This window comes from Algoriphagus halophilus, from assembly GCF_041729275.1.
Lineage (GTDB): Bacteria > Bacteroidota > Bacteroidia > Cytophagales > Cyclobacteriaceae > Algoriphagus > Algoriphagus halophilus_A.
In genome coordinates this window covers 4,706,718-4,726,897 of the sequence record NZ_CP146486.1, presented here as the reverse complement: position 1 = coordinate 4,726,897, position 20,180 = coordinate 4,706,718, and the positions used below count along the sequence as shown (strand labels likewise).

General features: G+C 38.3%; 25 protein-coding genes and 1 pseudogene. 13 read left to right on the top strand and 13 right to left on the bottom strand.

The annotated features are described in order from the left end of the window. Window positions 1-25: 25 nt before the first annotated feature. The 3 genes from V8V91_RS25330 to V8V91_RS25320 all read right to left on the bottom strand — a co-directional run bounded on the left by V8V91_RS25330 (window position 26) and on the right by V8V91_RS25320 (window position 2,518). Entirely contained in the window at window positions 26-928 is a 903-nt protein-coding gene (locus tag V8V91_RS25330; RefSeq protein ID WP_373397817.1) for an FAD-binding domain-containing protein, read from the bottom strand. Next, window positions 928-1,191, bottom strand: coding sequence for a TIGR03643 family protein (locus tag V8V91_RS25325; protein ID WP_373397816.1), 264 nt, complete (start codon window positions 1,189-1,191; stop codon window positions 928-930). Before V8V91_RS25325 ends, V8V91_RS25330 begins: the two co-directional genes overlap by 1 nt. 307 nt (window positions 1,192-1,498) lie before the next feature. Next, the gene (locus V8V91_RS25320) at window positions 1,499-2,518 is read right to left on the bottom strand and encodes a hypothetical protein (RefSeq protein WP_373397815.1); all 1,020 of its coding nucleotides are present in this window, start codon (window positions 2,516-2,518) and stop codon (window positions 1,499-1,501) included. A 263-nt stretch (window positions 2,519-2,781) separates the two neighbouring features. On the opposite strand from V8V91_RS25320, the gene V8V91_RS25315 reads away from it, so the two are divergent. Continuing rightward, window positions 2,782-3,168 carry a single-stranded DNA-binding protein gene (locus V8V91_RS25315; protein WP_373397814.1) on the top strand — a complete coding sequence of 129 codons (387 nt, stop codon included), beginning with the start codon at window positions 2,782-2,784 and terminating at the stop codon, window positions 3,166-3,168. Window positions 3,169-3,623: 455 nt separating this feature from the next. Here the strand turns inward: V8V91_RS25315 and V8V91_RS25310 are convergent, their stop codons facing one another. From V8V91_RS25310 to V8V91_RS25295, 4 genes are all read right to left on the bottom strand, one after another. Beyond that, window positions 3,624-4,094 (bottom strand): penicillin acylase family protein, encoded by a 471-nt coding sequence (locus V8V91_RS25310; RefSeq protein WP_373397813.1) that lies wholly within the window; start codon window positions 4,092-4,094, stop codon window positions 3,624-3,626. After that, window positions 4,067-4,396 (bottom strand): penicillin acylase family protein, encoded by a 330-nt coding sequence (locus V8V91_RS25305; protein ID WP_373397812.1) that lies wholly within the window; start codon window positions 4,394-4,396, stop codon window positions 4,067-4,069. The genes V8V91_RS25310 and V8V91_RS25305 overlap by 28 nt, the downstream gene beginning before the upstream one ends. Then, window positions 4,375-5,811 carry a penicillin acylase family protein gene (locus tag V8V91_RS25300; protein WP_373397811.1) on the bottom strand — a complete coding sequence of 479 codons (1,437 nt, stop codon included), beginning with the start codon at window positions 5,809-5,811 and terminating at the stop codon, window positions 4,375-4,377. Before V8V91_RS25300 ends, V8V91_RS25305 begins: the two co-directional genes overlap by 22 nt. Window positions 5,812-5,895: 84 nt before the next feature. After that, window positions 5,896-6,780, bottom strand: a complete 885-nt coding sequence (locus tag V8V91_RS25295) for an aldo/keto reductase (RefSeq protein WP_373397810.1) — start codon at window positions 6,778-6,780, stop codon at window positions 5,896-5,898. 135 nt (window positions 6,781-6,915) lie between these two features. Here V8V91_RS25295 and pfkA point away from each other — a divergent pair, with 135 nt between their 5' ends. Continuing rightward, window positions 6,916-7,890, top strand: a complete 975-nt coding sequence (gene pfkA, locus V8V91_RS25290; RefSeq protein WP_373397809.1) for a 6-phosphofructokinase — start codon at window positions 6,916-6,918, stop codon at window positions 7,888-7,890. A 73-nt stretch (window positions 7,891-7,963) separates the two neighbouring features. After that, a complete protein-coding gene (locus V8V91_RS25285) occupies window positions 7,964-8,227 on the top strand; it encodes a hypothetical protein (protein ID WP_373397808.1) in 264 nt (87 codons plus the stop codon). On the opposite strand, the gene miaA is transcribed toward V8V91_RS25285, so the two are convergent. Next, complete coding sequence (miaA, locus tag V8V91_RS25280) at window positions 8,212-9,123, bottom strand: tRNA (adenosine(37)-N6)-dimethylallyltransferase MiaA (protein WP_373397807.1); 912 nt, start codon at window positions 9,121-9,123, stop codon at window positions 8,212-8,214. The genes V8V91_RS25285 and miaA overlap by 16 nt on opposite strands. Here miaA and V8V91_RS25275 point away from each other — a divergent pair. The 6 genes and pseudogenes from V8V91_RS25275 (at window position 9,123) to V8V91_RS25250 (ending at window position 12,914) form a co-directional block, all read left to right on the top strand. Next, window positions 9,123-9,902 (top strand): response regulator, encoded by a 780-nt coding sequence (locus V8V91_RS25275; RefSeq protein ID WP_373397806.1) that lies wholly within the window; start codon window positions 9,123-9,125, stop codon window positions 9,900-9,902. The two genes, miaA and V8V91_RS25275, sit on opposite strands and share 1 nt — an antisense overlap. Continuing rightward, a pseudogene (locus V8V91_RS25270) lies at window positions 9,903-10,300 on the top strand (response regulator). 1 nt (window position 10,301) lies between these two features. Then, window positions 10,302-10,580: a hypothetical protein gene (locus V8V91_RS25265; protein ID WP_373397805.1), complete on the top strand. Its 279-nt coding sequence runs from the start codon at window positions 10,302-10,304 to the stop codon at window positions 10,578-10,580. Further along, window positions 10,577-11,341, top strand: coding sequence for an MBL fold metallo-hydrolase (locus tag V8V91_RS25260; protein ID WP_373397804.1), 765 nt, complete (start codon window positions 10,577-10,579; stop codon window positions 11,339-11,341). The genes V8V91_RS25265 and V8V91_RS25260 overlap by 4 nt, the downstream gene beginning before the upstream one ends. Window positions 11,342-11,576: 235 nt before the next feature. Continuing rightward, window positions 11,577-12,008, top strand: coding sequence for a hypothetical protein (locus V8V91_RS25255; protein ID WP_373397803.1), 432 nt, complete (start codon window positions 11,577-11,579; stop codon window positions 12,006-12,008). Between the two features lie 102 nt (window positions 12,009-12,110). Beyond that, complete coding sequence (locus tag V8V91_RS25250; RefSeq protein ID WP_373397802.1) at window positions 12,111-12,914, top strand: NFACT RNA binding domain-containing protein; 804 nt, start codon at window positions 12,111-12,113, stop codon at window positions 12,912-12,914. Between the two features lie 13 nt (window positions 12,915-12,927). Here V8V91_RS25250 and V8V91_RS25245 read toward each other — a convergent pair whose 3' ends face one another. The 5 genes from V8V91_RS25245 to V8V91_RS25225 all read right to left on the bottom strand — a co-directional run bounded on the left by V8V91_RS25245 (window position 12,928) and on the right by V8V91_RS25225 (window position 17,748). Continuing rightward, window positions 12,928-13,347, bottom strand: a complete 420-nt coding sequence (locus V8V91_RS25245; protein WP_373397801.1) for a LytR/AlgR family response regulator transcription factor — start codon at window positions 13,345-13,347, stop codon at window positions 12,928-12,930. Window positions 13,348-13,467: 120 nt separating this feature from the next. Continuing rightward, on the bottom strand, window positions 13,468-13,695 hold the full coding sequence (locus tag V8V91_RS25240) for a hypothetical protein (RefSeq protein ID WP_373397800.1): 228 nt from the start codon (window positions 13,693-13,695) through the stop codon (window positions 13,468-13,470). A gap of 131 nt (window positions 13,696-13,826) precedes the next feature. Continuing rightward, window positions 13,827-15,689 (bottom strand): fasciclin domain-containing protein, encoded by a 1,863-nt coding sequence (locus V8V91_RS25235; RefSeq protein WP_373397799.1) that lies wholly within the window; start codon window positions 15,687-15,689, stop codon window positions 13,827-13,829. Between the two features lie 192 nt (window positions 15,690-15,881). After that, window positions 15,882-17,312: a pyruvate kinase gene (pyk, locus tag V8V91_RS25230; protein ID WP_373397798.1), complete on the bottom strand. Its 1,431-nt coding sequence runs from the start codon at window positions 17,310-17,312 to the stop codon at window positions 15,882-15,884. 7 nt (window positions 17,313-17,319) lie between these two features. Beyond that, window positions 17,320-17,748, bottom strand: coding sequence for an IPExxxVDY family protein (locus V8V91_RS25225; protein WP_074223523.1), 429 nt, complete (start codon window positions 17,746-17,748; stop codon window positions 17,320-17,322). Between the two features lie 152 nt (window positions 17,749-17,900). On the opposite strand from V8V91_RS25225, the gene V8V91_RS25220 reads away from it, so the two are divergent. The 4 genes from V8V91_RS25220 to V8V91_RS25205 are packed head-to-tail and all read left to right on the top strand — an operon-like array spanning window position 17,901 to window position 20,153. Continuing rightward, window positions 17,901-18,137, top strand: coding sequence for an acyl carrier protein (locus tag V8V91_RS25220; protein WP_057940051.1), 237 nt, complete (start codon window positions 17,901-17,903; stop codon window positions 18,135-18,137). A 19-nt stretch (window positions 18,138-18,156) separates the two neighbouring features. After that, window positions 18,157-19,407 carry a beta-ketoacyl-ACP synthase II gene (gene fabF, locus V8V91_RS25215; protein WP_373397797.1) on the top strand — a complete coding sequence of 417 codons (1,251 nt, stop codon included), beginning with the start codon at window positions 18,157-18,159 and terminating at the stop codon, window positions 19,405-19,407. 6 nt (window positions 19,408-19,413) lie between these two features. Next, window positions 19,414-19,626 (top strand): hypothetical protein, encoded by a 213-nt coding sequence (locus V8V91_RS25210; RefSeq protein ID WP_373397796.1) that lies wholly within the window; start codon window positions 19,414-19,416, stop codon window positions 19,624-19,626. After that, window positions 19,608-20,153 (top strand): ribonuclease III family protein, encoded by a 546-nt coding sequence (locus tag V8V91_RS25205; protein WP_373397795.1) that lies wholly within the window; start codon window positions 19,608-19,610, stop codon window positions 20,151-20,153. Before V8V91_RS25210 ends, V8V91_RS25205 begins: the two co-directional genes overlap by 19 nt. Window positions 20,154-20,180 lie beyond the last annotated feature (27 nt).

Sequence of the window (20,180 nt, the reverse complement as noted above, 5' to 3'; positions counted from 1 at the left end):
TCAGCATATTCCCCTACGAACACCTTTATTCCGGAATGTTTTCACTGAGCCCCATCGCAAAGTCCAAGCATTTTTGTTGGATAGGATATTTTTCGAAAAAGGAAGGTTCCAAAAGGAGAACTCGCTGGACACTCTCTCCCTGATACCAATAAGGATCCAAATTGTAATAATTATAGACCAAGGTGTTGGATGAAGAATCTAATTGAGGATTTCCCGCCTCCGGTAATTTGAATTCTGTTTCAACATGTAGGGTATCTTTTAGAATGGAAGGGATTTCCATTCTATCAAAATCCGCATAATCCACATCCAAAAAAGTCCCTTCCTGAGCAGTTTGAAAATACTTATTAATGTTAGACTGATTTGCATAGTATTTCTTGCTGGAATTTGATCCTGCCACCCATTGCCAACTTAAATGGTTACTTGCCAAATCCCCATCCAACAAATGACTATATAGCCAACGGGCAGGTTCCAACCAATGACACTGGGCAAGATTGCAACAAATAGAAGCAACATACATTCGCATATGATTATGCATGTAACCGGTTTCATACAATTCGAGGATGGCTTGGTCCACAGCCTCTATCCCGGTTTTTGCCTGAATAACGGCTTCTGGGATTTTCCAATTTGACACGGGCATTTGTATCTGTTTTAAGTCCTGAAAAATCCCCTCTCTTTTAGAGATCCAGATTTGCTGCCAATAATCCCTCCAGGCCAATTCCTGTATCAATTTTTCTGTTTGAAATGCAGGAAGTTGAAGGGAATAACTATGATCCATTACCTGTTTCGTGGAAATTACTCCTCTGGAAATGTAAGGGCTCAAGCGGGTGACTGCTCCATCTTTGAAATTTCGGGTGGACGCATATTTTACAGGTTCAATTTCCTGAATCCGTTGCTCAATAGCTGTTAAATTAATAGGAAAAGAGTGCACTAGGTAATCTTGTTTAGGGAGATACTTCGTTGTCTGGAACATTTAAACCGGTTGATCTCCTCACTTCGTTTTTTCAAATGTTTTTGGCTGACCCCACTATTCACCCGCTTCCTCCACATTTTAAAAGAACTTTCTTTCAATTCTCTTCTCATGAGTTTAATTACCTGAGACTCAGAAAGTCCAAATTGGGATTCGATGGCTTCGAAGGGAGTTCTATCCTCCCAAGCCATTTCTATAACTCGGTCTAATTCTCTATCTGTCATATAAAATTCTTCTTCAAACTGGAATTGGTACGACCTAATTCCTTTGAATAAATTTCTACTTAGATAAAGCTGATCGGCCTGAAAAATGTTTGAAAGGATATTAAAATTATCGGCGCAAATTCTTCAAAAAAGAGGGGTCATGAGTTTTTTAGCACAGACTATAGTACCTATCAAATAGGAAAGAAATTTTGGACCAAGAGCCTCCAAAAATAGCAATGGTTAAGAATATTGTAACTTGAACTAGTTGTATGACATTCAAAAATCACTTATACCATATGCACAATTATTCATCTCTTGGTTTTTAATTTTACCTAGGGTTAGGTAAAGTTATGATGTACTCAAGTTCTGGTTGAGCAGAAATTTTATATTGTGTATTTATTATGATTGATCCTTTTAAATCGCTCGGAATATCTTTAATTATTTTTGGAGTAGTTAAGCCACTTTTATTAATCCCTATTTTTTCATCCTTATACACTTGTATTTCAGTAAGGATTAAGAGTTGAGAAAAACCCCTAATTCTTTTTTCGTCTAAAGTGGTTTGTCTCTTTTCAAATAAAATTTCTCCATTCAATTTACTTTCTATGGGATTTAATTGGAACATTGTTTCCTTACTCAGATCAAATATTTTTCCCTCTTTTTGATAGTGGTTAAGTTGAGTTTCTTCTTCGGAAATGCCTGCTTTTTTAAGACCGATAGACAGTTCAATTTTTTCAGGAATAAAGATGGTATCCCCATTAACCTGATTCATCAAATTTAAAAAGATTGAAACCTGCTGTTCCTTTGCTAAGGCATTTTGCATAGTTTCACTGATGATTATATCAGGTTTATCATTAAAATCTATTTGATATTTTGTCGCGTCTTCCCTTTCTAATTTTATGTTATAATCTTTCAATCCTAATTTTGAAATTACACCTTGAAGAATTTCAAAACTTAAGGGGTTTATTTCTAAAAATGTGTATTTGATTTCTTGTTTTGAATATCTAAAAATTATAGGAAGAATAAGTGTTGCAAATGGCCCAGTCCCTGCATATAGAATATGAAGAGGCTTTTGCTTTTTAATTTTTTCCTGAATGGCTTTATTTATTCCTCGAATAAATTGCCTGGTTCTAATCAAATCATCAAGACAAAGAGCCGCCCAAAAAGTCCCTAAGGCCCACCCATTATCAAACCCAATATCATTCCTTCCTTTTTCGATATCTATATTTTGCCCACATATCTTATTTAATAAGAGTTTATATTCTTTTGAAGCAATAGATAATTTGTGGTAATCAAGATTATCCTCAAAATATTCTGAAGTAATTCGAATTAGTTCCTTTTGTATGTCCATGGGTGGAAATAGGTGTTTTTTAAAAAATCTATCTAACGATTTTATATACGGAGCTTTACTTTACCTATTAAACCTACTAAACTTTTTTGACTAAGTAATCAATCCATACGGCCTCTACCCCTTGATTATCCGACAACAAACGACTACAAACGGATACAAACGACTAACACCCGACTCCGGTAACCACCATTCCCCACCTTTGGCTCATCGATTTTCCTCTAGCGAAATCACAAATCAATTTTTCACACAAAACAATACACATTATGAACACGCTAAGAAACAGGGTACAGTTGATCGGACGTCTAGGATCCAAAGTAGAAATCAAAAATCTGGACGGGAACAAAACCATCGGAAAGGTATTCCTAGCTACCAATGAATACTACAAAAACCAAAAAGGGGAACGAGTGGAAGAAACCACTTGGCACAACTTAGTTGCCTGGGGAAAGCAGGCAGAACTATTGGACAAGTATACTGACAAGGGTTCTGAAATCGCCATCGAAGGCAAACTCAGTAATCGCTCCTATGAAGACAAAGAAGGCAACAAGCGATATGTGACCGAAGTGATCGTCCAAAATATTTTGTTGATGGGGGATAGAAAATCCAGTGTTTCCGGCAATTCGGAGGAGACAGAAGATGATTTGCCGTTCTAAAATTGACTTTTTTTTGAAACAAAATCCGAGGGAAATTGAATCTCTCGGATTTTTTATTTTTACGATAAGCCGTTAAGCGGAGATATGCATTCGGCGAAATAGGCTTTTCGAAATACCTTAGTCAAAACTCTATTTCAATGTATTTCGCTTACCGCAGCTGGCGGTAAGCTTATTTCTACTGTATTTCTAGGTATTTCAGAGATATCCCATGAAATATCTTGGCTTTGGCCTTATCTTCAATAATATCTACCCGAAGGGCTATCTTGATTTATTTCGCGACTGAAAGGAGCCTATTTCCATTATATTTCTAGGTATTTCAGAGATATCCCATGAAATATCTTGGCTTTAGCCTTGTCTTCAATAATATCTGCATGAAAGGCTATCTTGATTTATTTCGCGATCCGCCACAGGCGGTGAGCCTATTTCAACAGTAGTTCTACCATACTTACCAGTTCCTACTGTAAACCTCTTTTCCCCGGCTGATAAGTTTCCTCTGCCCTGGCCTCAATATCTTCTCGATAGTAGGCTACTTCCTTGAATTCCACATCAGCATACCGCTGGGCCTGGTCATCAAAATGAGGAGAATTAGGATCAGAACTCTGACCTCCTGCCAACATGGACTTGGCCTTCACTTTCTCTCCAAATTCAACGACTGCCACAAAGCTATTGCCTCTATACCCATACAAGCGCTTGGTTTCCGGAGTAGATCTCGCTCCAAATGCAGCTAATGCTCCCCAAGTACCCGAAGCCAAACCAACCGGTACATAAGGCTTGTTATCATCAAATTTCAAGTCAATATCACCGGTTAAGCGCTGAAATCTATTGATTTCGGACCAGGGAGTATTCCAAGTTCCAAAATCAGCATTCATTTGCTCCAAAGTAGTCTTAAACGTTGCTATCAATTCAGTAGCAGTGGGAGTTGGCACTGCCCCCTACCCTCATTGAATTCCAGCAAATTGTTGATGTTTCCATGGTTTCGCATGAAATTCATTCCAAAGAAATGAGCAAGGGACATCGCCACAGATTCTTTGCTAGTTCGGTAGTCCCAATCCTCTAAAACTTTCATAGGTTCCGTCAATTCAGGGTCAGCAATCCCTTTTTGATCATACGCTTTCAATAGCATAGGAATCAATTTTTCAAATGCCGGCAAATAGGGATCATATGCCAAATCAATCAGTTTGTCAATGGTCAGATCTTTGGCACCAGTTAGTACTTTGACTGCATGCACCCCCTATAATTTTCCGATTCTGGAGCCATATAGGCAGGGTAATCCTCTTTCTTAGGACTATATTCTGCTGCCGCCGTAAATGGAGTCGAATTACAATTTTGGATCCATCCATTTGCTGGATTCAAGATCACAATACTTTCATCTACCGTATGTAATCCCAACCAATCTGTTTTGGGATCAGAGCCATCTACTGGTTTAGAGAAATCAAACTCTTCATTTCGCTTGGGAATAAAATTCCCATGGAAATAGGCAATATTTCCTTCCGCATCTGCAAATACTGTGTTATTGGAGGAGTTGGTTCGAATATTCATCATCTCCTTGAACTCAGCATGGTTATTCAACTTGGTTCGCGTAAAGCTCTGAGTCAAAGCATTCACGGGATCCCAATTGATTTTGGTCACCACCCACCGATCATCCAGTTTGTGAGTTACCGGCCCATGATGGGTACGGTACATGGTAAATGATTTTTCCTTTAATTCATTTCCCTCTTTATACTTCAATGTGATGGGTAGCTCAGATACATTCCTAGTTTCCTCTCCATACTTATAGGTCAATTTCCCTCCAGTTTCACTCACATCTTCCACAAATTCATCAATGAAGTCAACGCCAGTGGAAGTATGCATCCATCCGGTTTTCTCGTTAAAACCTTGATATACAAAAAACTGCCCCCAGGTTACCGCTCCATAAGCATTTAAGCCTTCTTTACTGACCACATGAATTTCAGGTCTGAAGTAAAATGAGGTATGCGGGTTGATTAACAACATGGCATTCCCAGATTCCGTCAGTTGGCCGGAAATCGCAAAACCATTGGAACCTTTAGGTTCTTCGGTTAAATCAACTGGGTCCAAACCACTCCCGAATTCATTCAAAGCCAAGGATTGATCATCTCCATAAAAAGCGGCAATCCTCCGAGTAGGAATCTGCTCGATATCTCCGCCTATGGAACCCTCTGAGAAAAACATGGGCATCCATGGCTCATAATGGGTAATCACCTGAGGAATGACTTCTGGATGTGTTGCCAAATAATAATTCACTCCATCAGCAAATGCAATGCATAATTCCTTTAGCCAATCGGGTGCAGCTTCATAAGCTGCTTTAGCCTCTGCTTCCGTCATGTATAAATTCGCACGCAAATCTGAATAGATTGCTTGCTCTCCTTCTAATTCCGCCAACCTTCCTGTTGCCCAGACATAGTTTCGTTCTACCCTTCTAAAATCATCCTCACATTGTGCATAAAGCATTCCAAATACTGCATCAGCATCGGTTTCTCCATAAATATGGGGTACTCCAAAATCATCTCGGATAATTTCCACTTTTTCGGCCGTGGACTCCCAGCGTTCTTGCTCTGTCAGTTCTTTGGGTTGGCAGGCAAATACCAGTAGTGGTAATGCCAAATAGAGTAATCTAAACTTCATCTGTTTTTTAATTTTGGGTGGTTTGACGGAAAACAATCCTTGTTGCCAAAATAAACTATTTGTTTTCAGTGGGCAACTCAATTTTTATCGATGCTGCTGATAATAATTTGGACTAAACTTTTCTTTAAAATCAGCAATTATCCTCTCTGGAATAGACAAACTTTCTTCATACCCTTTCAACATTTTTTGAACTTGCTCCACAGAACTTGCCCCAATAATCAAGGAACCTACTGCATCTGGACTCAGCCCAAATTTTATTAAAAAGGCTTCCGGAGAAAACCCAGAATCATGGATAAACTCTTTCATTTCTTCCACTTCTTTTTCAGACCTGTCCAAATAATCCTCAGAAGGCTTGTTGATCAACATGCCTTTGGCTAAGCTTCCTCGTACTAAAACCTTTGTTTCAGTTGAAGAAATCAAAGGAAAAGCAGCTTCCTCAGGCCTCCTGTCCAATGGAGAATATTGCATCATGATGGTGGCAGGTTTAGAATCCTGCAATACTTTTCGAATTACATTTGGGCGGATGGAAGAAATACCGAACTCGCGGATTTTACCTTGCCCTTTTAGTAGTTCAAATGCCTCCAAGGTTTCCTCCCAGGGGTCATCAATCGTGCCCCCATGCAACTGGTATAAATCTATAAAATCTGTTTGTAGCCTTTTTAAGCTTTTTTCAACCGCTTCTAAAATGTAGGATTTCCTTGGATTCCAATCCCAGCCACTCCCATCTGAACGCAATTGATTCCCGACTTTGGTGGCCAGTACCACTTGATTTCTTATGCCCTGAATAGACTTACCCACCATTTCTTCATTGAGCCCCTTCTGGTATAAATCTGCAGTGTCCAAAAGATTGACTCCCCCTGAAATAGCTGTATCTATTATTTTTTGGCTCAACCCATAATCTTCAGGAAGAGACATACATCCTAAACCAATTGAAGAAATTTGAACCTCAGAAGAAGAAAGCTTGATCATTTTCATAAAAAATTAATCTGTTTTTAACCTAAATATCTTGTTTGGTAATAAAGCCTATTTTTTTATGCTTTTAAAATCAACCTTTTTAAATATTCCTTCATTAATCCCTATTTTTGAAACCTTAAACCTATTAAAATGAAAAAGATCGCAGTTTTTACATCTGGTGGAGATAGTCCTGGCATGAATGCCTGTGTTAGAGCAGTTGTCCGAACAGCAATTTACAAGGGACTGGATGTGTACGGAATATATCGAGGATATGAAGGAATGATCGAAGGAGATATCAAAAAGATGTATTCTCATTCCGTTAGCAATATTATTCAACGAGGTGGAACAATTTTAAAATCTGCCAGATCCATGGAGTTTAAAACTCCCGAAGGCCGAAAGCAAGCCTATGAAAACTTGGTAGCCAATGGAATAGAAGGCATTGTAGCCATTGGTGGAGACGGGACTTTTACAGGTGCCAAAATATTTCAGGAAGAATACGGGATACCAACCGTAGGTTGCCCAGGCACGATCGATAATGACCTTTATGGAACGGATTATACTATCGGTTTTGATACTGCAGTCAATACCGCTTTAGAAGCTATTGATAAGATTCGTGATACAGCAGCGGCACACGACCGAATCTTTTTTATAGAAGTAATGGGAAGAGATGCTGGATTTATAGCAGTAGATTGTGGAATAGGTGGTGGAGCAGAATTCGTGATGGTTCCTGAAACCAAAACAGATCTAAACAAAGTGGTCAAAAGCATGAAAAACCTTCGCAAAAGCAAAACTTCCAGTATCGTGGTGGTTGCTGAAGGTGATGAGGAAGGCAATGCAGAGGTCATTATGAACAAAGTAAAAGAACGCATCAAGGATGAAAATAAAGATTTTAAAGTAACTACTTTGGGCCATATCCAACGTGGAGGTAGCCCAACAGCCAGGGACCGAGTATTAGGAAGCTTATGCGGGATGGCAGCTGTGGAAGGATTGCTTGCCGGAAAAATGAATTGCATGGCAGGCGTAATGAACCAGCAAATAGTTTATACACCATTTGCTGATTGCATCGGAAAAGAAAAGCCGTTAAGCAATGAGCATCTAAAATTGATGGAAATTTTAAGTATCTAATATGGGGTTCATTCCGATCTTCTTGACTTTGGGAGGCGCTTGCCTCCTATTTTTTCTTACTGTCCGCACTACCTTGCAAAGAAAACTAAATCTTCAACGGGAAATTTCTTCAAAATTGGGCATCAACCATCCGGAATTAGATATTTTTCTTGGCGAAATTGCCGACCCGGAAATCATATCCAAAAAATGGAAGGAAGTTCATGCTGATAAAAAAATCCCAAAGAAAACTTTAGAGCAAATTAAAGCACTCAAAATCAACAAGCTTCAATACAACCTGCTGATTAAAAAAGCACCCTATAATTGGGTTGCCAAAATCTCAGGTTATTCTGCTATTTGAGCATTGATATAAGCAATGATGTTTGACTCATCGGATGGATGAAACCAGGTGATTTCAGAATCTCTTCGAAACCATGTCAATTGTCTTTTGGCATATCTTCTAGAATTTCTTTTCAAAAGACGAATCGCTTCTTCTTTGTCATATTTCCCCTCTAAAAATCCGAAGATCTCTGAATAGCCAACTGTCTGTAAGGCATTTAAATGTCTTTTTTCAAATAAGCTTGCTGCCTCCTCAAATAACCCTGCTTCAATCATTAAGTCCATTCGGTCATCAATTCGTTGATACAACTCTTCCCTGTCTCTAGTAAGACCAATTTTAATGGTTTTGAAGTTGCGTTCTGCCTTTTTCTTTACCCGAAAAGTACTGAAGGGTTTACCTGTCCCACGAAATACCTCAATTGCTCTCATCAATCGCTGAGGATTATTGATATCCACTTGTTGAAAATATTCCGGATCGTTTTTTTCAACTTCATTTTGTAAAAACTCCAACCCTTTCTCTTCAAACTCCTCGATAACTTCCTTTCTAAATTCAGGATCGATTTCTGGCATTTCATCCAAACCATTGATCACCGCATCTGCGAAAAGTCCTGAACCTCCTGTCAGAATCAAAAATTGATGTTTGAAAAACAGTTTTTCTATCAAATTGATTGCGTCCTTTTCAAACATTTTGACATCGTAGGATGTTTCCACAGAAAGGCTATTAATAAAATGATGGGGAACCTGTTCTAACTCACTTATAGAAGGTTTAGCGGTCCCCAAATTTGTTTCTTTATAAAATTGACGGCTATCACAGGAGATGATTTCTGAATTAAATTTTTTGGCTAGATTTAGGCATAATTCAGTTTTTCCAACTGCAGTGGGGCCAACTACGAGTATCAAATAATTTTGTGTTGCCAATGGTTTCTTTGCTTAGGCGGAAATCTAAAATCCAAACTTACCAAATGAAAAGCAAAAGGGTACTTATTGTTGATGATAATGACCTCAATCGTAAACTTTTTGAGAATCTCATCGGGCAATTATGTTGTTTTAAAAGTGTGAAAAATGGTTTAGAAGCTTTAGACATTCTTAAAGTCGAAAATTTTGATTTGATTTTGATGGATATCCAAATGCCTCAAATGGACGGAATGACAGCTATGAAACAAATTAAAGTTTCAAAACTTTCTGAAAGTCCCATCATAGCCGTGACTGCATTCGCGGAATTGGAAGACAAAAACAATTTTCTAGACCAAGGATTTGATGATTTCATTGTAAAACCAATCCGGCCTAGAGAATTCATAGAAAGTATTAAAGATGCCTTAAACCGTAACACATCCCCTTCAAATACCAAAGACGAACCGATTTCAGAAACACTTTCTGATCTTGTCCTTGATGTCCAAGTGGTAAAGCAGCTCATGAAATATAATAGCACTGAGATTATAAAAAATGTATACTTGGACTTTTTGAATGAATGTGAAAAATTGGTAGAAGAGTCTCAAAATTCCTTTTCCACAAGTGATTTACAAGCTATTGAAGATCACCTACATATCATCAAAGGCAACAGCGGAACGCTGGGTGCTAATAAGATTTTCAAGCTTTCGCAAAAAGGAGAATTGCTCGCTAAAAATTCAAATTGGGGAGAAACAAAAAAATTCTTCAACAGTTGCAAAATGAAATTCTTATTTTCAGAGAATATTTAAATGAAGAAACTATTTTTGAGTCATGAGCGATACAAAAAAATCCTTGTCGGAGAAGACAGTTCAGTGATTATTAATTTGACAAAAAGTGTTCTTGCTTTTGAAAATTATCAAATGAAAGCTGCCAGAAATGGCAAGCAGGTGTTGGATATGCTTGACAAGGAAGATTTTGATTTAATACTGATGGATATTAGTATGCCTGTCATGGACGGTGCTTTGTGTACACAAAAAATCAGAAAGTTAGAGGATGAAAAAAATCCAAAATCCCCATCATTGCGATATCAGGCAATGTCCATAATTACACCATGGATGAATTACGCAAATTCGGATTTGATGATTTCATTCAAAAACCCCTGGACTTCGACAAAGTTCTTGCAACTGTAAAAAAACATTTGAATTAAAATGGCTGTCAAGTACACCAAACATTACCTGGATAAACTAGAAAATCTTTTTGCAGCATCAGACTACGTTCTGCGCTATGAAAAAGGCAACTTCAAATCAGGATATTGTGTACTTAGAGATACCAAAATCGTCATCATCAATAAATATTTCCCCATAGAAGGTAAAATCAATGCATTGATAGACATCATTGCAGAACTTGATTTCAATCCCCAAGACTTTTCAGAGAAAAGCAATCAAGATTTCCTTCGAGAATTAAGGCAAACCACATTAAAATTTTGAAAGCTATTTTCTTAGGTACAGGAACTTCACAGGGTGTACCTGTCATTGGCTGTACTTGTGAAGTTTGCAATTCATTGGATTTTCGGAACAAAAGATTCCGCTCATCCATCTATTTTGATTTAGGAGATCTAAGTCTTGTCGTGGATACAGGACCGGATTTCAGAAGTCAAATTCTTTCCGCTGGAATTGATCACTTGGACGCCGTTCTATTCACCCATGAGCATAAAGATCATACTGCTGGTTTGGATGACATCCGCCCTTTCAATTTTGCCCAGAAAAAAGACATGCCCATTTTTGCAAGAAAACCCGTCTTAGAGCAAATAAAACGAGAATTTGCCTATGTGTTTTCGAGTAAAAAATACCCTGGAGTCCCTCAAATTGAACCAGTTGAAATAACCGACCAGCCTTTTACGATTCAAGGTCATACCATCACTCCTATTCCAGTATTACATTATAAACTTCCAGTATTGGGATTTAGAATTGGGGACTTTACTTATATCACGGACACCAATTTCATTCCAGACGAGTCCAAAGAACTTATCAAAGGAAGTAAAGTCATTGTTCTCAATGCGCTTCAGAAAGAGTCACATATTTCACATTTCACTTTAAATGAAGCTATAGAAATGGCGAAAGAACTAGGGGCAGAAAATACTTATTTCACCCATATTTCACATAAACTGGGCTTACATAGTGAAGTAGAAAAAGATTTACCTCCGGGAATTGCTTTGGCCTACGATGGTCTTGAGGTAACTTTGCCCTAATGCACCTGAATTATCATTTTCTTAAATTCCTTTGCCCTGCACTCAATCATCGATTTCAAGGCCAAAAAATTGTGTCCTGCTTTTCCCAAAGTAAGGATGAGCTAATTATTGAAACGCTTGGTGAAAAAGGTGAATGTTGGATCAGGGCCCACCTGAAAACTCGACAGATTTACCTCAGCTTTCCGGATCAATTCCGTAGAGCAAAAGGAACAGCATCAATCTCTTCCCTGAACTATTGGAAGAAACCATCCTTTCCTGTGAAGTATTGGATTTTGAACGTTCTTTTATCATGAATCTTACTTCCGGTAAACTATTGTTGTTTAAGCTTCATGCAAACCGGAGTAATGTGATCTATTATGAGGATCAGGAGGAATTACCTACCAAGCTTTTCAGGAATGAGGTTCAGGAAGATAAAATATTGGATTGGAAAAGCCTGCCTGTTCATCAAGACCTAAGCAGATCAAGGTTTGATGAGTTGAACGGAAATGCATCCCAGTTCTTACCTACGCTCGGGAAAATCCCCAGAGCCTGGCTCAAAGAACGAGGGTATCCGGAGGCTGACCTTGACAAAAAATGGATTTTGATGGAAGAAATCATCGATATCCTAGAAGCCCCCTTTTGCTTTGGTGGAAAATTCCGATGGGGTACAACTGAGTTTATTGCCTGAAGAAAACCCATCATACCTATATTCAGATCCCATTGAAGCTGTCAACCAGCTTTTTATCTAGCTATCGTCAAAGGTAATTTTGAAAAGGAGAAAAATGAGCTATTGAAGAAGCTCAATGATCAACTCAAGAAAACCAATTCCTATCTAACTAAGGCTTCTGCCAAACTTGATGAGTTAAAAAACTCCCCTCCTCCTTCCCAATTGGCAGATGTCATTATGGCAAATCTTCATGAGTTTTCCTCTGATAAACAAGAGGTGGAGTTGATGGACTTTTACTCCGGCAAAATGGTCAAAGTGAGGTTAAAACCTCAGCAGAAACCACAAGATTATGCAGCCCAACTGTATAGAAAAAATAAAAACAGGAAATTGGAATGGCAGCAAATTGAAAAAACCATCGAAAATAAGGAAGCCTTCAAGATGGAGCTAGAAGAGCAACTGGTCAAACTTGAACAAATACATGAATTTAAAGGCTTAAAAACCTTCAAAAAGAATGAGGTTCCTGAAAAGTCCATACTTAAAACTACCACCTCTCTTCCATTTAAAACCTTCGAAGTAGAGGGCTTCCCTGTTTGGGTAGGCAAATCATCCAAAGACAATGACGAGATGCTCCGGGGCTTCGTCCATAAAGATGACATTTGGCTTCATGCCCGATTGGTTCCAGGTTCCCATGTGGTCGTTAAAATGAAAGGGCATCCTACCATCCCATCGGTGGTATTGGAAAGAGCCGCAGAACTTGCTGCATTTTATTCAAAACATAAAAATGAAACACTGGCACCTGTGATTTATACAGAAGCAAAATTTGTCAGAAAAGTAAAAGGTTCTCCAGCTGGCTCAGTAAAAGTGGATCGAGAAAAAGTGATCATGGTCAGTCCAAAAGGTCCTGACAATGAAATTTCAACCCCATAATCACCTGAAGTAATTATTGGTTGATCCAATCTTTAAAATCAGAGACACGCTCTCTGGCCACAATTGGGTCAAATTCGCTGCGAGTATTTAATGACAATACCAACCTGCCATTGAGATAAGGTTTAATTCCGGCCACATCATCCAAATTGATAATTGTAGATCTATTCACTCGATAAAATTTATTAGGGTCAAGCAACTTTTCCTGAAGCTCATTCAATGTTTTATCAATGATGTATTTTTGGGAGGACCCATGCTCCACCAAATAGGTTACCCCATTTTCAGAAAAGAAAAATGAAACTTTTTCTGTGGGAACAAAGGCAAATCGGGCTCCGATTTTTATCAAAAATCTCTTTTTGTAATTCTTTTTTTCAAAGGAAGAAACCAAACTTTCTACCAGTTGCCTATCCAAGTATTGGCTTGAGTCAAGGTTCATAAACCCATTTAATTTTTGAAATGTGTATGAAAGCCTTTTTCGGAAACAGGCTTTACTAAAAAATCGATGCAATTATATTCAAAGGCTTGGATTCAAATTTTTTTGATTTTGAAATCAACACTAACGGAATTTCAATTTTAATTCTAAAAAATCCTCCAAATTCCATTCCTTAAGCAAATCAAAGTCACAAAACACCAAATCAAACCATTGAAATGGATGCTGCTTTTTTAACATTTTCTGTTCTGTTGTAATGATTTCTAGAACCTTATAATTCGGATTTATTTTCTCTATGGAAAAAGACATCCGTTTAGCTAATCTTGAGTCTTTGGTTATTAAAAGTAGGTTCATGGGTAAGGAATGAGGTTTATTTCTCCATTCTTTCAATAAAAAATTAACTAGTAAGCCGGTCAATTGTTCAAAACAAAAAAACAGAGGAGCATATCTCCTCTGTTTAGATTAGTATTTACAAAGAATGAATTTTATAAAGTTGGTAAGAGTACCCCATCAATCACATGAACTACCCCGTTTTCGATGGCCACATCCGCTGCAACCACATTGTAAGTATTTCCGGATTTATCGGTTATCGAGACATTAGAACCTGACTTGGTCACTGTTAACATTTCACCTGCCAAGGTAGGTACTTCCTGTGAGCCAGATGCAAGATCAAAAGAAAATGCTGTCGTAGGAACCACATGAAACTGCAGGATTTTGGTAACAGCATCAATTCCCAAGGTGGCCACCACCTCTTCAAGGGAACCTAAATTTAAGGTTTCAAGTAAATCTACAAATGCCTGATTGGTAGGAGCAAAAACCGTAATGGATTCAGCATCCAATAATGCTCCTCCTAAATTGGCTGCTGTAACTGCATCTAATAACACAGTTAGGTCAGCATTTGTAGCAGCTTCCACAAGGTTAGGCAAAGAGAATTCAGGTAAAAGTACGCCATCAATTACATGAACAACCCCATTTTCAATAGCTACATCGGCCGCAACCACATTGGCTGTATTACCTAAGGCGTCAGTTACTGTTACGCCTCCAGCTCCAGAAGTCACTGTTAATTCTTGTCCAGCAACCGTTGTAAATGTATTGGAAGGCTCTAAATCAGTTGAAAAAGCCACAGCAGGCACTACATGAAAACCTAATATTGTTTGTAAATTTTCAATCCCACCTATTTTCGCAACTAACTGATTTAGATCAGAAACATTGTAAACTTCCAAGGCTGCTGCAAACGCATCGTTAGTAGGAGCAAATACTGTAATCGCATTTGCATCTAACAGTGCGTTACCAAGTCCTGCCGCAGTTACCGCATCTATTAATACAGTCAAATTAGCAGCCTGTGCTGCTTCAACAATGTTTGGCAACATTAAATCCGGAAACATTACCCCATTTAAAACATGTACCACACCATTAGCTACTTCAATATCTGCAGCAACTACCTGAGCCACTCTTCCCAATGGATCGGTCACAGAAACATTAGATCCACTTTTCTCCACAATAATGGTTTGTCCAGAAAGGGTAGTAAAAGAATTAGTTGAGGCTAAATCCGAAGAAAAAGCGACTGCTGGAACTACATGGAAACCTAGAACCTTTTCTAAATTTTCAAGGCCTCCAATTTTTAAAACTAATTCATTTAAATCTGAGGCACCAAACACATCCAGCGCAGCCGCAAAAGCTTCATTGGTAGGAGCAAATACTGTAATTGCCTCTGCAGATAATAAGCTTTCTGCCAAACCGTCAACTGCTGTAACCGCGCTGAGTAAAGTAGTCAATCCTGCGTCGGTAGCTGCTTCCACTAAAGAAGGTTTAGGAATTTCTATACTTGGGATTAAAACCCGATCTATCACATGAACCACCCCATTTTCTATTCTGACATCAGCTTGTACCACTCTAGAAGTATTTCCAGCAGCATCTATTACGGAAACCACGCCTGAAGAATTAGTTACTCTTAATCGTTGACCCGATACAGTGGTAAAAATATTTTCCTCAAATAAATTTTTTGAAAGGGCCATTGCAGGTACCACATGAAAACCCAAAACTGTTTCCAGATTTGCTGCTCCACCGATCTTTGCAACCAAATCATTTAAATCCGAAGCACCAAATTCATTCAATGCATTTGCAAAAGCATCATTGGTTGGAGCAAAAACTGTAATTTCAGATTGACTTTGTAATGTATTTGTTAACCCTGGAATCGCATTGACTGCCGAAACTAAGGTTGTCAAGCCAGCCTCTTGGGCAGCTTCTGTAAGAGTTGGATAAGGCAATGGTCCTTGATAATCTTCACTACAGGAAAGGATCATAAAAAACACTGATCCTAGTAATAGAAATTTGAAATAGTTAGTCATAGTTATTTAGGTTAGTTACTTGAATAACTATGACTTAGGGATTTAGATTTTTCAACCTTCTTGGATTGTAGCCTATCGAAGTTGAACTGTATATAATTAGTATTGAACTGTAAAATGATAGACCATTCAAAAGAGATGAAAACAAAAAAGCCCTCTTTTGGAGGGCTTTTTAAATCTTCATTTTCTTAGAAATTAACGAACCACATGAATTTTCAGCATATTGGTTCTTCCTTCTACTTTCAATGGCATACTTGCAGTATTGATGATGATGTCATCCGTATTCACATGACCATCCTCTTTCAGGGTGTTTTCAATATCTTCAAAAGTAGCATCCGTTGAAACCACTTTATCATAATAGTAAGCTCTCACGCCCCAAACTAATGACATTTGCGTAATCAATGATTTCTTGCTGGTAAACACAAAGATATTGGCCAATGGTCTGTGAGAAGCAATTCGGAATCCCGTGAATCCAGAAGAAGTAATCCCTACAATTGCTTTTGCTTTCACATTACGGGAAAGTCTGGAAGCCATCAAAATCAGGTTATTGCTTAGGAATGTCTCATCGTCCTCAGGAATCTTATACAAGTTATGGTAGATCTCTGCATTTGCCTCGAGATATCCGATGATGCTACTCATGGCCTTCACTGCATTGACTGGGTATTTTCCAGAAGCAGTTTCAGCAGAAAGCATTACTGCATCAGCGCCATCCAGCACAGCATTGGCGACGTCATTGGTTTCAGCCCTAGTAGGTCTTGGATTCACAATCATGCTCTCCATCATTTGGGTAGCAATGATTACTGGCTTGCAAGCTAATTTACATTTCTCAACAATTTTCTTTTGCCAAAGAGGAACAATTTCCATTGGAACTTCCACCCCAAGATCTCCTCTTGCTACCATGATGGCATCTGTAGCTTCGATGATGGAATCAATATTTTCAAGCGCTTCAGGCTTTTCAATTTTTGCAACAATTTTACAAACCTTACCTGCAGCTTGAATTCTTTCTCTCAAATCATCAATATCTTCAGCAGAGCGAACAAAAGACAAAGCAATCCAATCCACTTCTTGAGATAGACCAAACTGAAGATCTTCAATATCTTTCTCTGTTAAGGAAGGCGCACTTACTTTGGTATTTGGTAGGTTTATTCCTTTTCTAGATTTCAAAATACCACCGTGAATCACCGTACAGTTTACATTTTTACCATCCGTATCATTGACCACCACTTCTAGGTTACCGTCATCAATTAAAATTCTATCACCAGTAACCACATCATTTGGTAAATTTTGATAAACGGTGCTCACCAAGGTACTCGTACCTACTACAGGATCATTGGTAATCGTTATTTTTTCTCCTGGTTTGATTTCTACTCCGTTGTTTTCTACTTCACCTACTCTGATTTTAGGCCCTTGTAGATCCTGCAGGATACCCAGGTTCAAATTATTTTCTTTATTTACTTTTCGAATAATTTCAATTACTTCTTTATGGATTTCGTGGCTTCCATGAGAAAAATTTAGACGAAAAACATTCGCACCAGCTGCAGCAAGACTAGATATCGTCTCATAGTTATTAGATGCAGGGCCGATTGTTGCAAGAATTTTGGTCTTGTTAAATTGAGTATAGCTCATTGGAATATTAATAAGTTAACAGGTTCTCTTTTGATTTTAATTTTGAAATATCCAGTTTGACAACGTTTTGAACAAACGAATTTTTAGCCAATTGATCTACAAATGTATGAATACTCGTCTGAAAGGTATCATCTTGTACCAAAAGGAAATAATCCATAAATCGAAGCTCTGGAATAAGATAGGTGACTTGATGCTCATTATTTAAAGCCTTATTTTTCAAAAGCTGGATGTAACCATGTGGTAAAGAAAGGAAATATTGTGATATTTTCAGACTAGGAGCGGTAAGAAACTCTAATTCTAGATCTTCTTTCCGGACCAAGTTTAAATCTAGGTCACGATTGATCAGCCAGGCCATTTTATAGTCTTTTACAGGAGACTGTAGGCCAAGAAGCTCAAAATCATAGGTATGTTCAATTAGTAATTTTGCCTTCTTCATTTAGGAAGAAAATAGATGGAGACAAAGTTAAAAATTTAAACGCAACCTAACAGAAGAGTCATTTATAATAAAATTTACTTGGTTCTTTTCTTTGCCAATTAGGTATTAAATATATTTCTTTGCGAAGTGTTATTAACTAAACTGATCACAAAATGTCTGAAATTGCACAAAAAGTAAAAGCCATCATTGTTGACAAACTTGGCGTAGAAGAGTCTGAAGTGACTTTAGAAGCAAGCTTCACCAATGACCTAGGAGCTGATTCTCTGGACACCGTAGAATTGATCATGGAGTTCGAAAAAGAATTCAATATCTCGATTCCTGATGATCAAGCTGAGCAAATCGGTACGGTGGGACAGGCAGTTACCTATCTTGAGGCTAACGTTAAATAATAACCCATAAATTCATTTTATGAATTTAAAAAGAGTTGTTGTAACAGGTATTGGTGCCCTCACCCCAATAGGCAATACGGCAGAAGAATTCTGGACCGGATTGGTTAATGGGGTGAGCGGTGCTGCACCGATCACCAGATTCGACGCCTCTCTATTCAAAACTCAATTTGCCTGCGAAGTCAAAAATCTTGATCTCGAAAAGTTCATTGACAGAAAAGAGGCCCGAAAGATGGATCCTTTCACACAGTACGCAATGATCTCTGTAGAAGAGGCCATGAATGATGCAGGTTTCGATTTAGATTCCATAGATAAATCTCGTGCTGGTGTAATTTGGGGTTCAGGGATCGGAGGATTAAAGACATTTCAAGATGAAGTGACGGATTTTGCCAAAGGTGATGGTACTCCCCGCTTCAATCCTTTCTTTATTCCGAAGATGATTGCAGATATCAGTGCAGGATTTATTTCCATTAAATATGGTTTCAGAGGACCAAACTTTGTAACCGTATCTGCTTGTGCATCTGCAACAAATGCGCTTATTGATGCATTTAATTACATTCGATTAGGCAAAGCTGACATTTTTATCAGTGGAGGATCTGAAGCCGCGGTTACTGAAGCCGGAATAGGTGGATTTAACGCAATGAAAGCACTTTCACAAAGAAATGATTCTCCTGAGACAGCATCCAGACCTTTTGACAAAGACAGAGATGGGTTTGTATTAGGTGAAGGAGCTGGAGCCTTAATCTTAGAAGAATACGAACATGCCAAAGCAAGAGGGGCCAAAATCTACGCTGAATTAGTAGGTGGAGGTATGTCTGCTGATGCATATCATATCACAGCTCCCCATCCAGAAGGATTAGGTGCTAGTTCGGTTATGAAAATGGCCCTTGAAGATGCTGGCTTAGAGCCTGAAGCCATTGATTATATCAATGTGCACGGAACCTCTACTCCATTAGGTGATGTAGGTGAAACCAAAGCAATAGGAACTGTTTTTGGTGATCATGCTTACAAACTTAATATCAGCAGTACAAAATCAATGACGGGGCATTTGCTAGGTGCAGCAGGAGCTATTGAAGCAATCGCATCGATCCTTGCAATAAGAAATGGTATAGTTCCTCCTACGATCAATCACTTTACGGATGATGAAAGTTTTGATCCAGGATTGAATTTAACTTTCAATAAAGCCCAAAAGAGAGAAATAAATTACGCGTTGAGCAACACCTTTGGATTTGGCGGCCATAACTGTTCTGTCATTTTCAAAAAATATAATTGACCGAATTTGAAAATCCTTCAGAGACTCGGAATCAACACTCTCTTCTTTAGCAAAAAAGATAAAAGGCTTGCTGCCTCCATCAAAGTGATGTTGGGCAGCAGGCCTTTTAACATTGCGCTGTACAAACTGGCCTTAACTCCTTCTGGACTGGCAGAAGAAACCAAAAAGGATTCAAAATCTCCAATGAGAGACTTGAATATTTGGGTGATGCCATTTTAGGTGCAGTAGTAGCAGAATATTTATTCCAAAAATATCCGTATCGAGACGAAGGCTTTTTGACTGAAACACGATCCAAACTTGTTAACCGAGAATCATTAAATTCTACCGGAATAAAAATTGGATTAAAAAAAGTACTCAATCTGGAAATTGGAGACCGTACGTTCATTGGTAATAAATCTCTCTATGGAGATGTTTTAGAAGCCCTCCTAGGCGCAGTTTTCTTGGACAAGGGTTACCATTTTACCAAGAAATTTATTCTAAAAAGGATTTTACTTCATTTTGACCTGGAGGGAATGATCGCTACAGTCACCAATTATAAAAGTAAAATCATTGAATGGTCCCAAAAAGAAAGTAAGGCAATAGACTACAAGGTACTTCACGTACATGGGAACCAGCGATTCAAAGAATTCATCGTTGCACTAGAAGTGGATGGAGAAGAAGTAGCCCAAGGCAAAGGAAGTACCAAGAAGAAAGCAGAACAGGAAGCTTCAAAAAATGCCTGTGACTCGCTTAATATTACTTATTAGAAGTACATTTCATTTTCAATTCTAATC

Bases quoted from the DNA above. Each gene is read 5' to 3' on its own strand.
- V8V91_RS25245 (WP_373397801.1), bottom strand. From the start codon at position 13,347: ATGAACCTTGACTCAAGCCAATACTTGGATAGGCAACTGGTAGAAAGT.
- pyk (WP_373397798.1), bottom strand. From the start codon at position 17,312: ATGAGCTATACTCAATTTAACAAGACCAAAATTCTTGCAACAATCGGC.
- V8V91_RS25300 (WP_373397811.1), bottom strand. From the start codon at position 5,811: ATGAAGTTTAGATTACTCTATTTGGCATTACCACTACTGGTATTTGCC.
- V8V91_RS25315 (WP_373397814.1), top strand. From the start codon at position 2,782: ATGAACACGCTAAGAAACAGGGTACAGTTGATCGGACGTCTAGGATCC.
- V8V91_RS25325 (WP_373397816.1), bottom strand. From the start codon at position 1,191: ATGACAGATAGAGAATTAGACCGAGTTATAGAAATGGCTTGGGAGGAT.
- V8V91_RS25265 (WP_373397805.1), top strand. From the start codon at position 10,302: ATGGCTGTCAAGTACACCAAACATTACCTGGATAAACTAGAAAATCTT.
- V8V91_RS25320 (WP_373397815.1), bottom strand. From the start codon at position 2,518: ATGGACATACAAAAGGAACTAATTCGAATTACTTCAGAATATTTTGAG.
- pfkA (WP_373397809.1), top strand. From the start codon at position 6,916: ATGAAAAAGATCGCAGTTTTTACATCTGGTGGAGATAGTCCTGGCATG.
- V8V91_RS25275 (WP_373397806.1), top strand. From the start codon at position 9,123: ATGGTTTCTTTGCTTAGGCGGAAATCTAAAATCCAAACTTACCAAATG.
- V8V91_RS25225 (WP_074223523.1), bottom strand. From the start codon at position 17,748: ATGAAGAAGGCAAAATTACTAATTGAACATACCTATGATTTTGAGCTT.
- V8V91_RS25240 (WP_373397800.1), bottom strand. From the start codon at position 13,695: ATGAACCTACTTTTAATAACCAAAGACTCAAGATTAGCTAAACGGATG.
- fabF (WP_373397797.1), top strand. From the start codon at position 18,157: ATGAATTTAAAAAGAGTTGTTGTAACAGGTATTGGTGCCCTCACCCCA.
- V8V91_RS25235 (WP_373397799.1), bottom strand. From the start codon at position 15,689: ATGACTAACTATTTCAAATTTCTATTACTAGGATCAGTGTTTTTTATG.
- V8V91_RS25220 (WP_057940051.1), top strand. From the start codon at position 17,901: ATGTCTGAAATTGCACAAAAAGTAAAAGCCATCATTGTTGACAAACTT.
- V8V91_RS25295 (WP_373397810.1), bottom strand. From the start codon at position 6,780: ATGATCAAGCTTTCTTCTTCTGAGGTTCAAATTTCTTCAATTGGTTTA.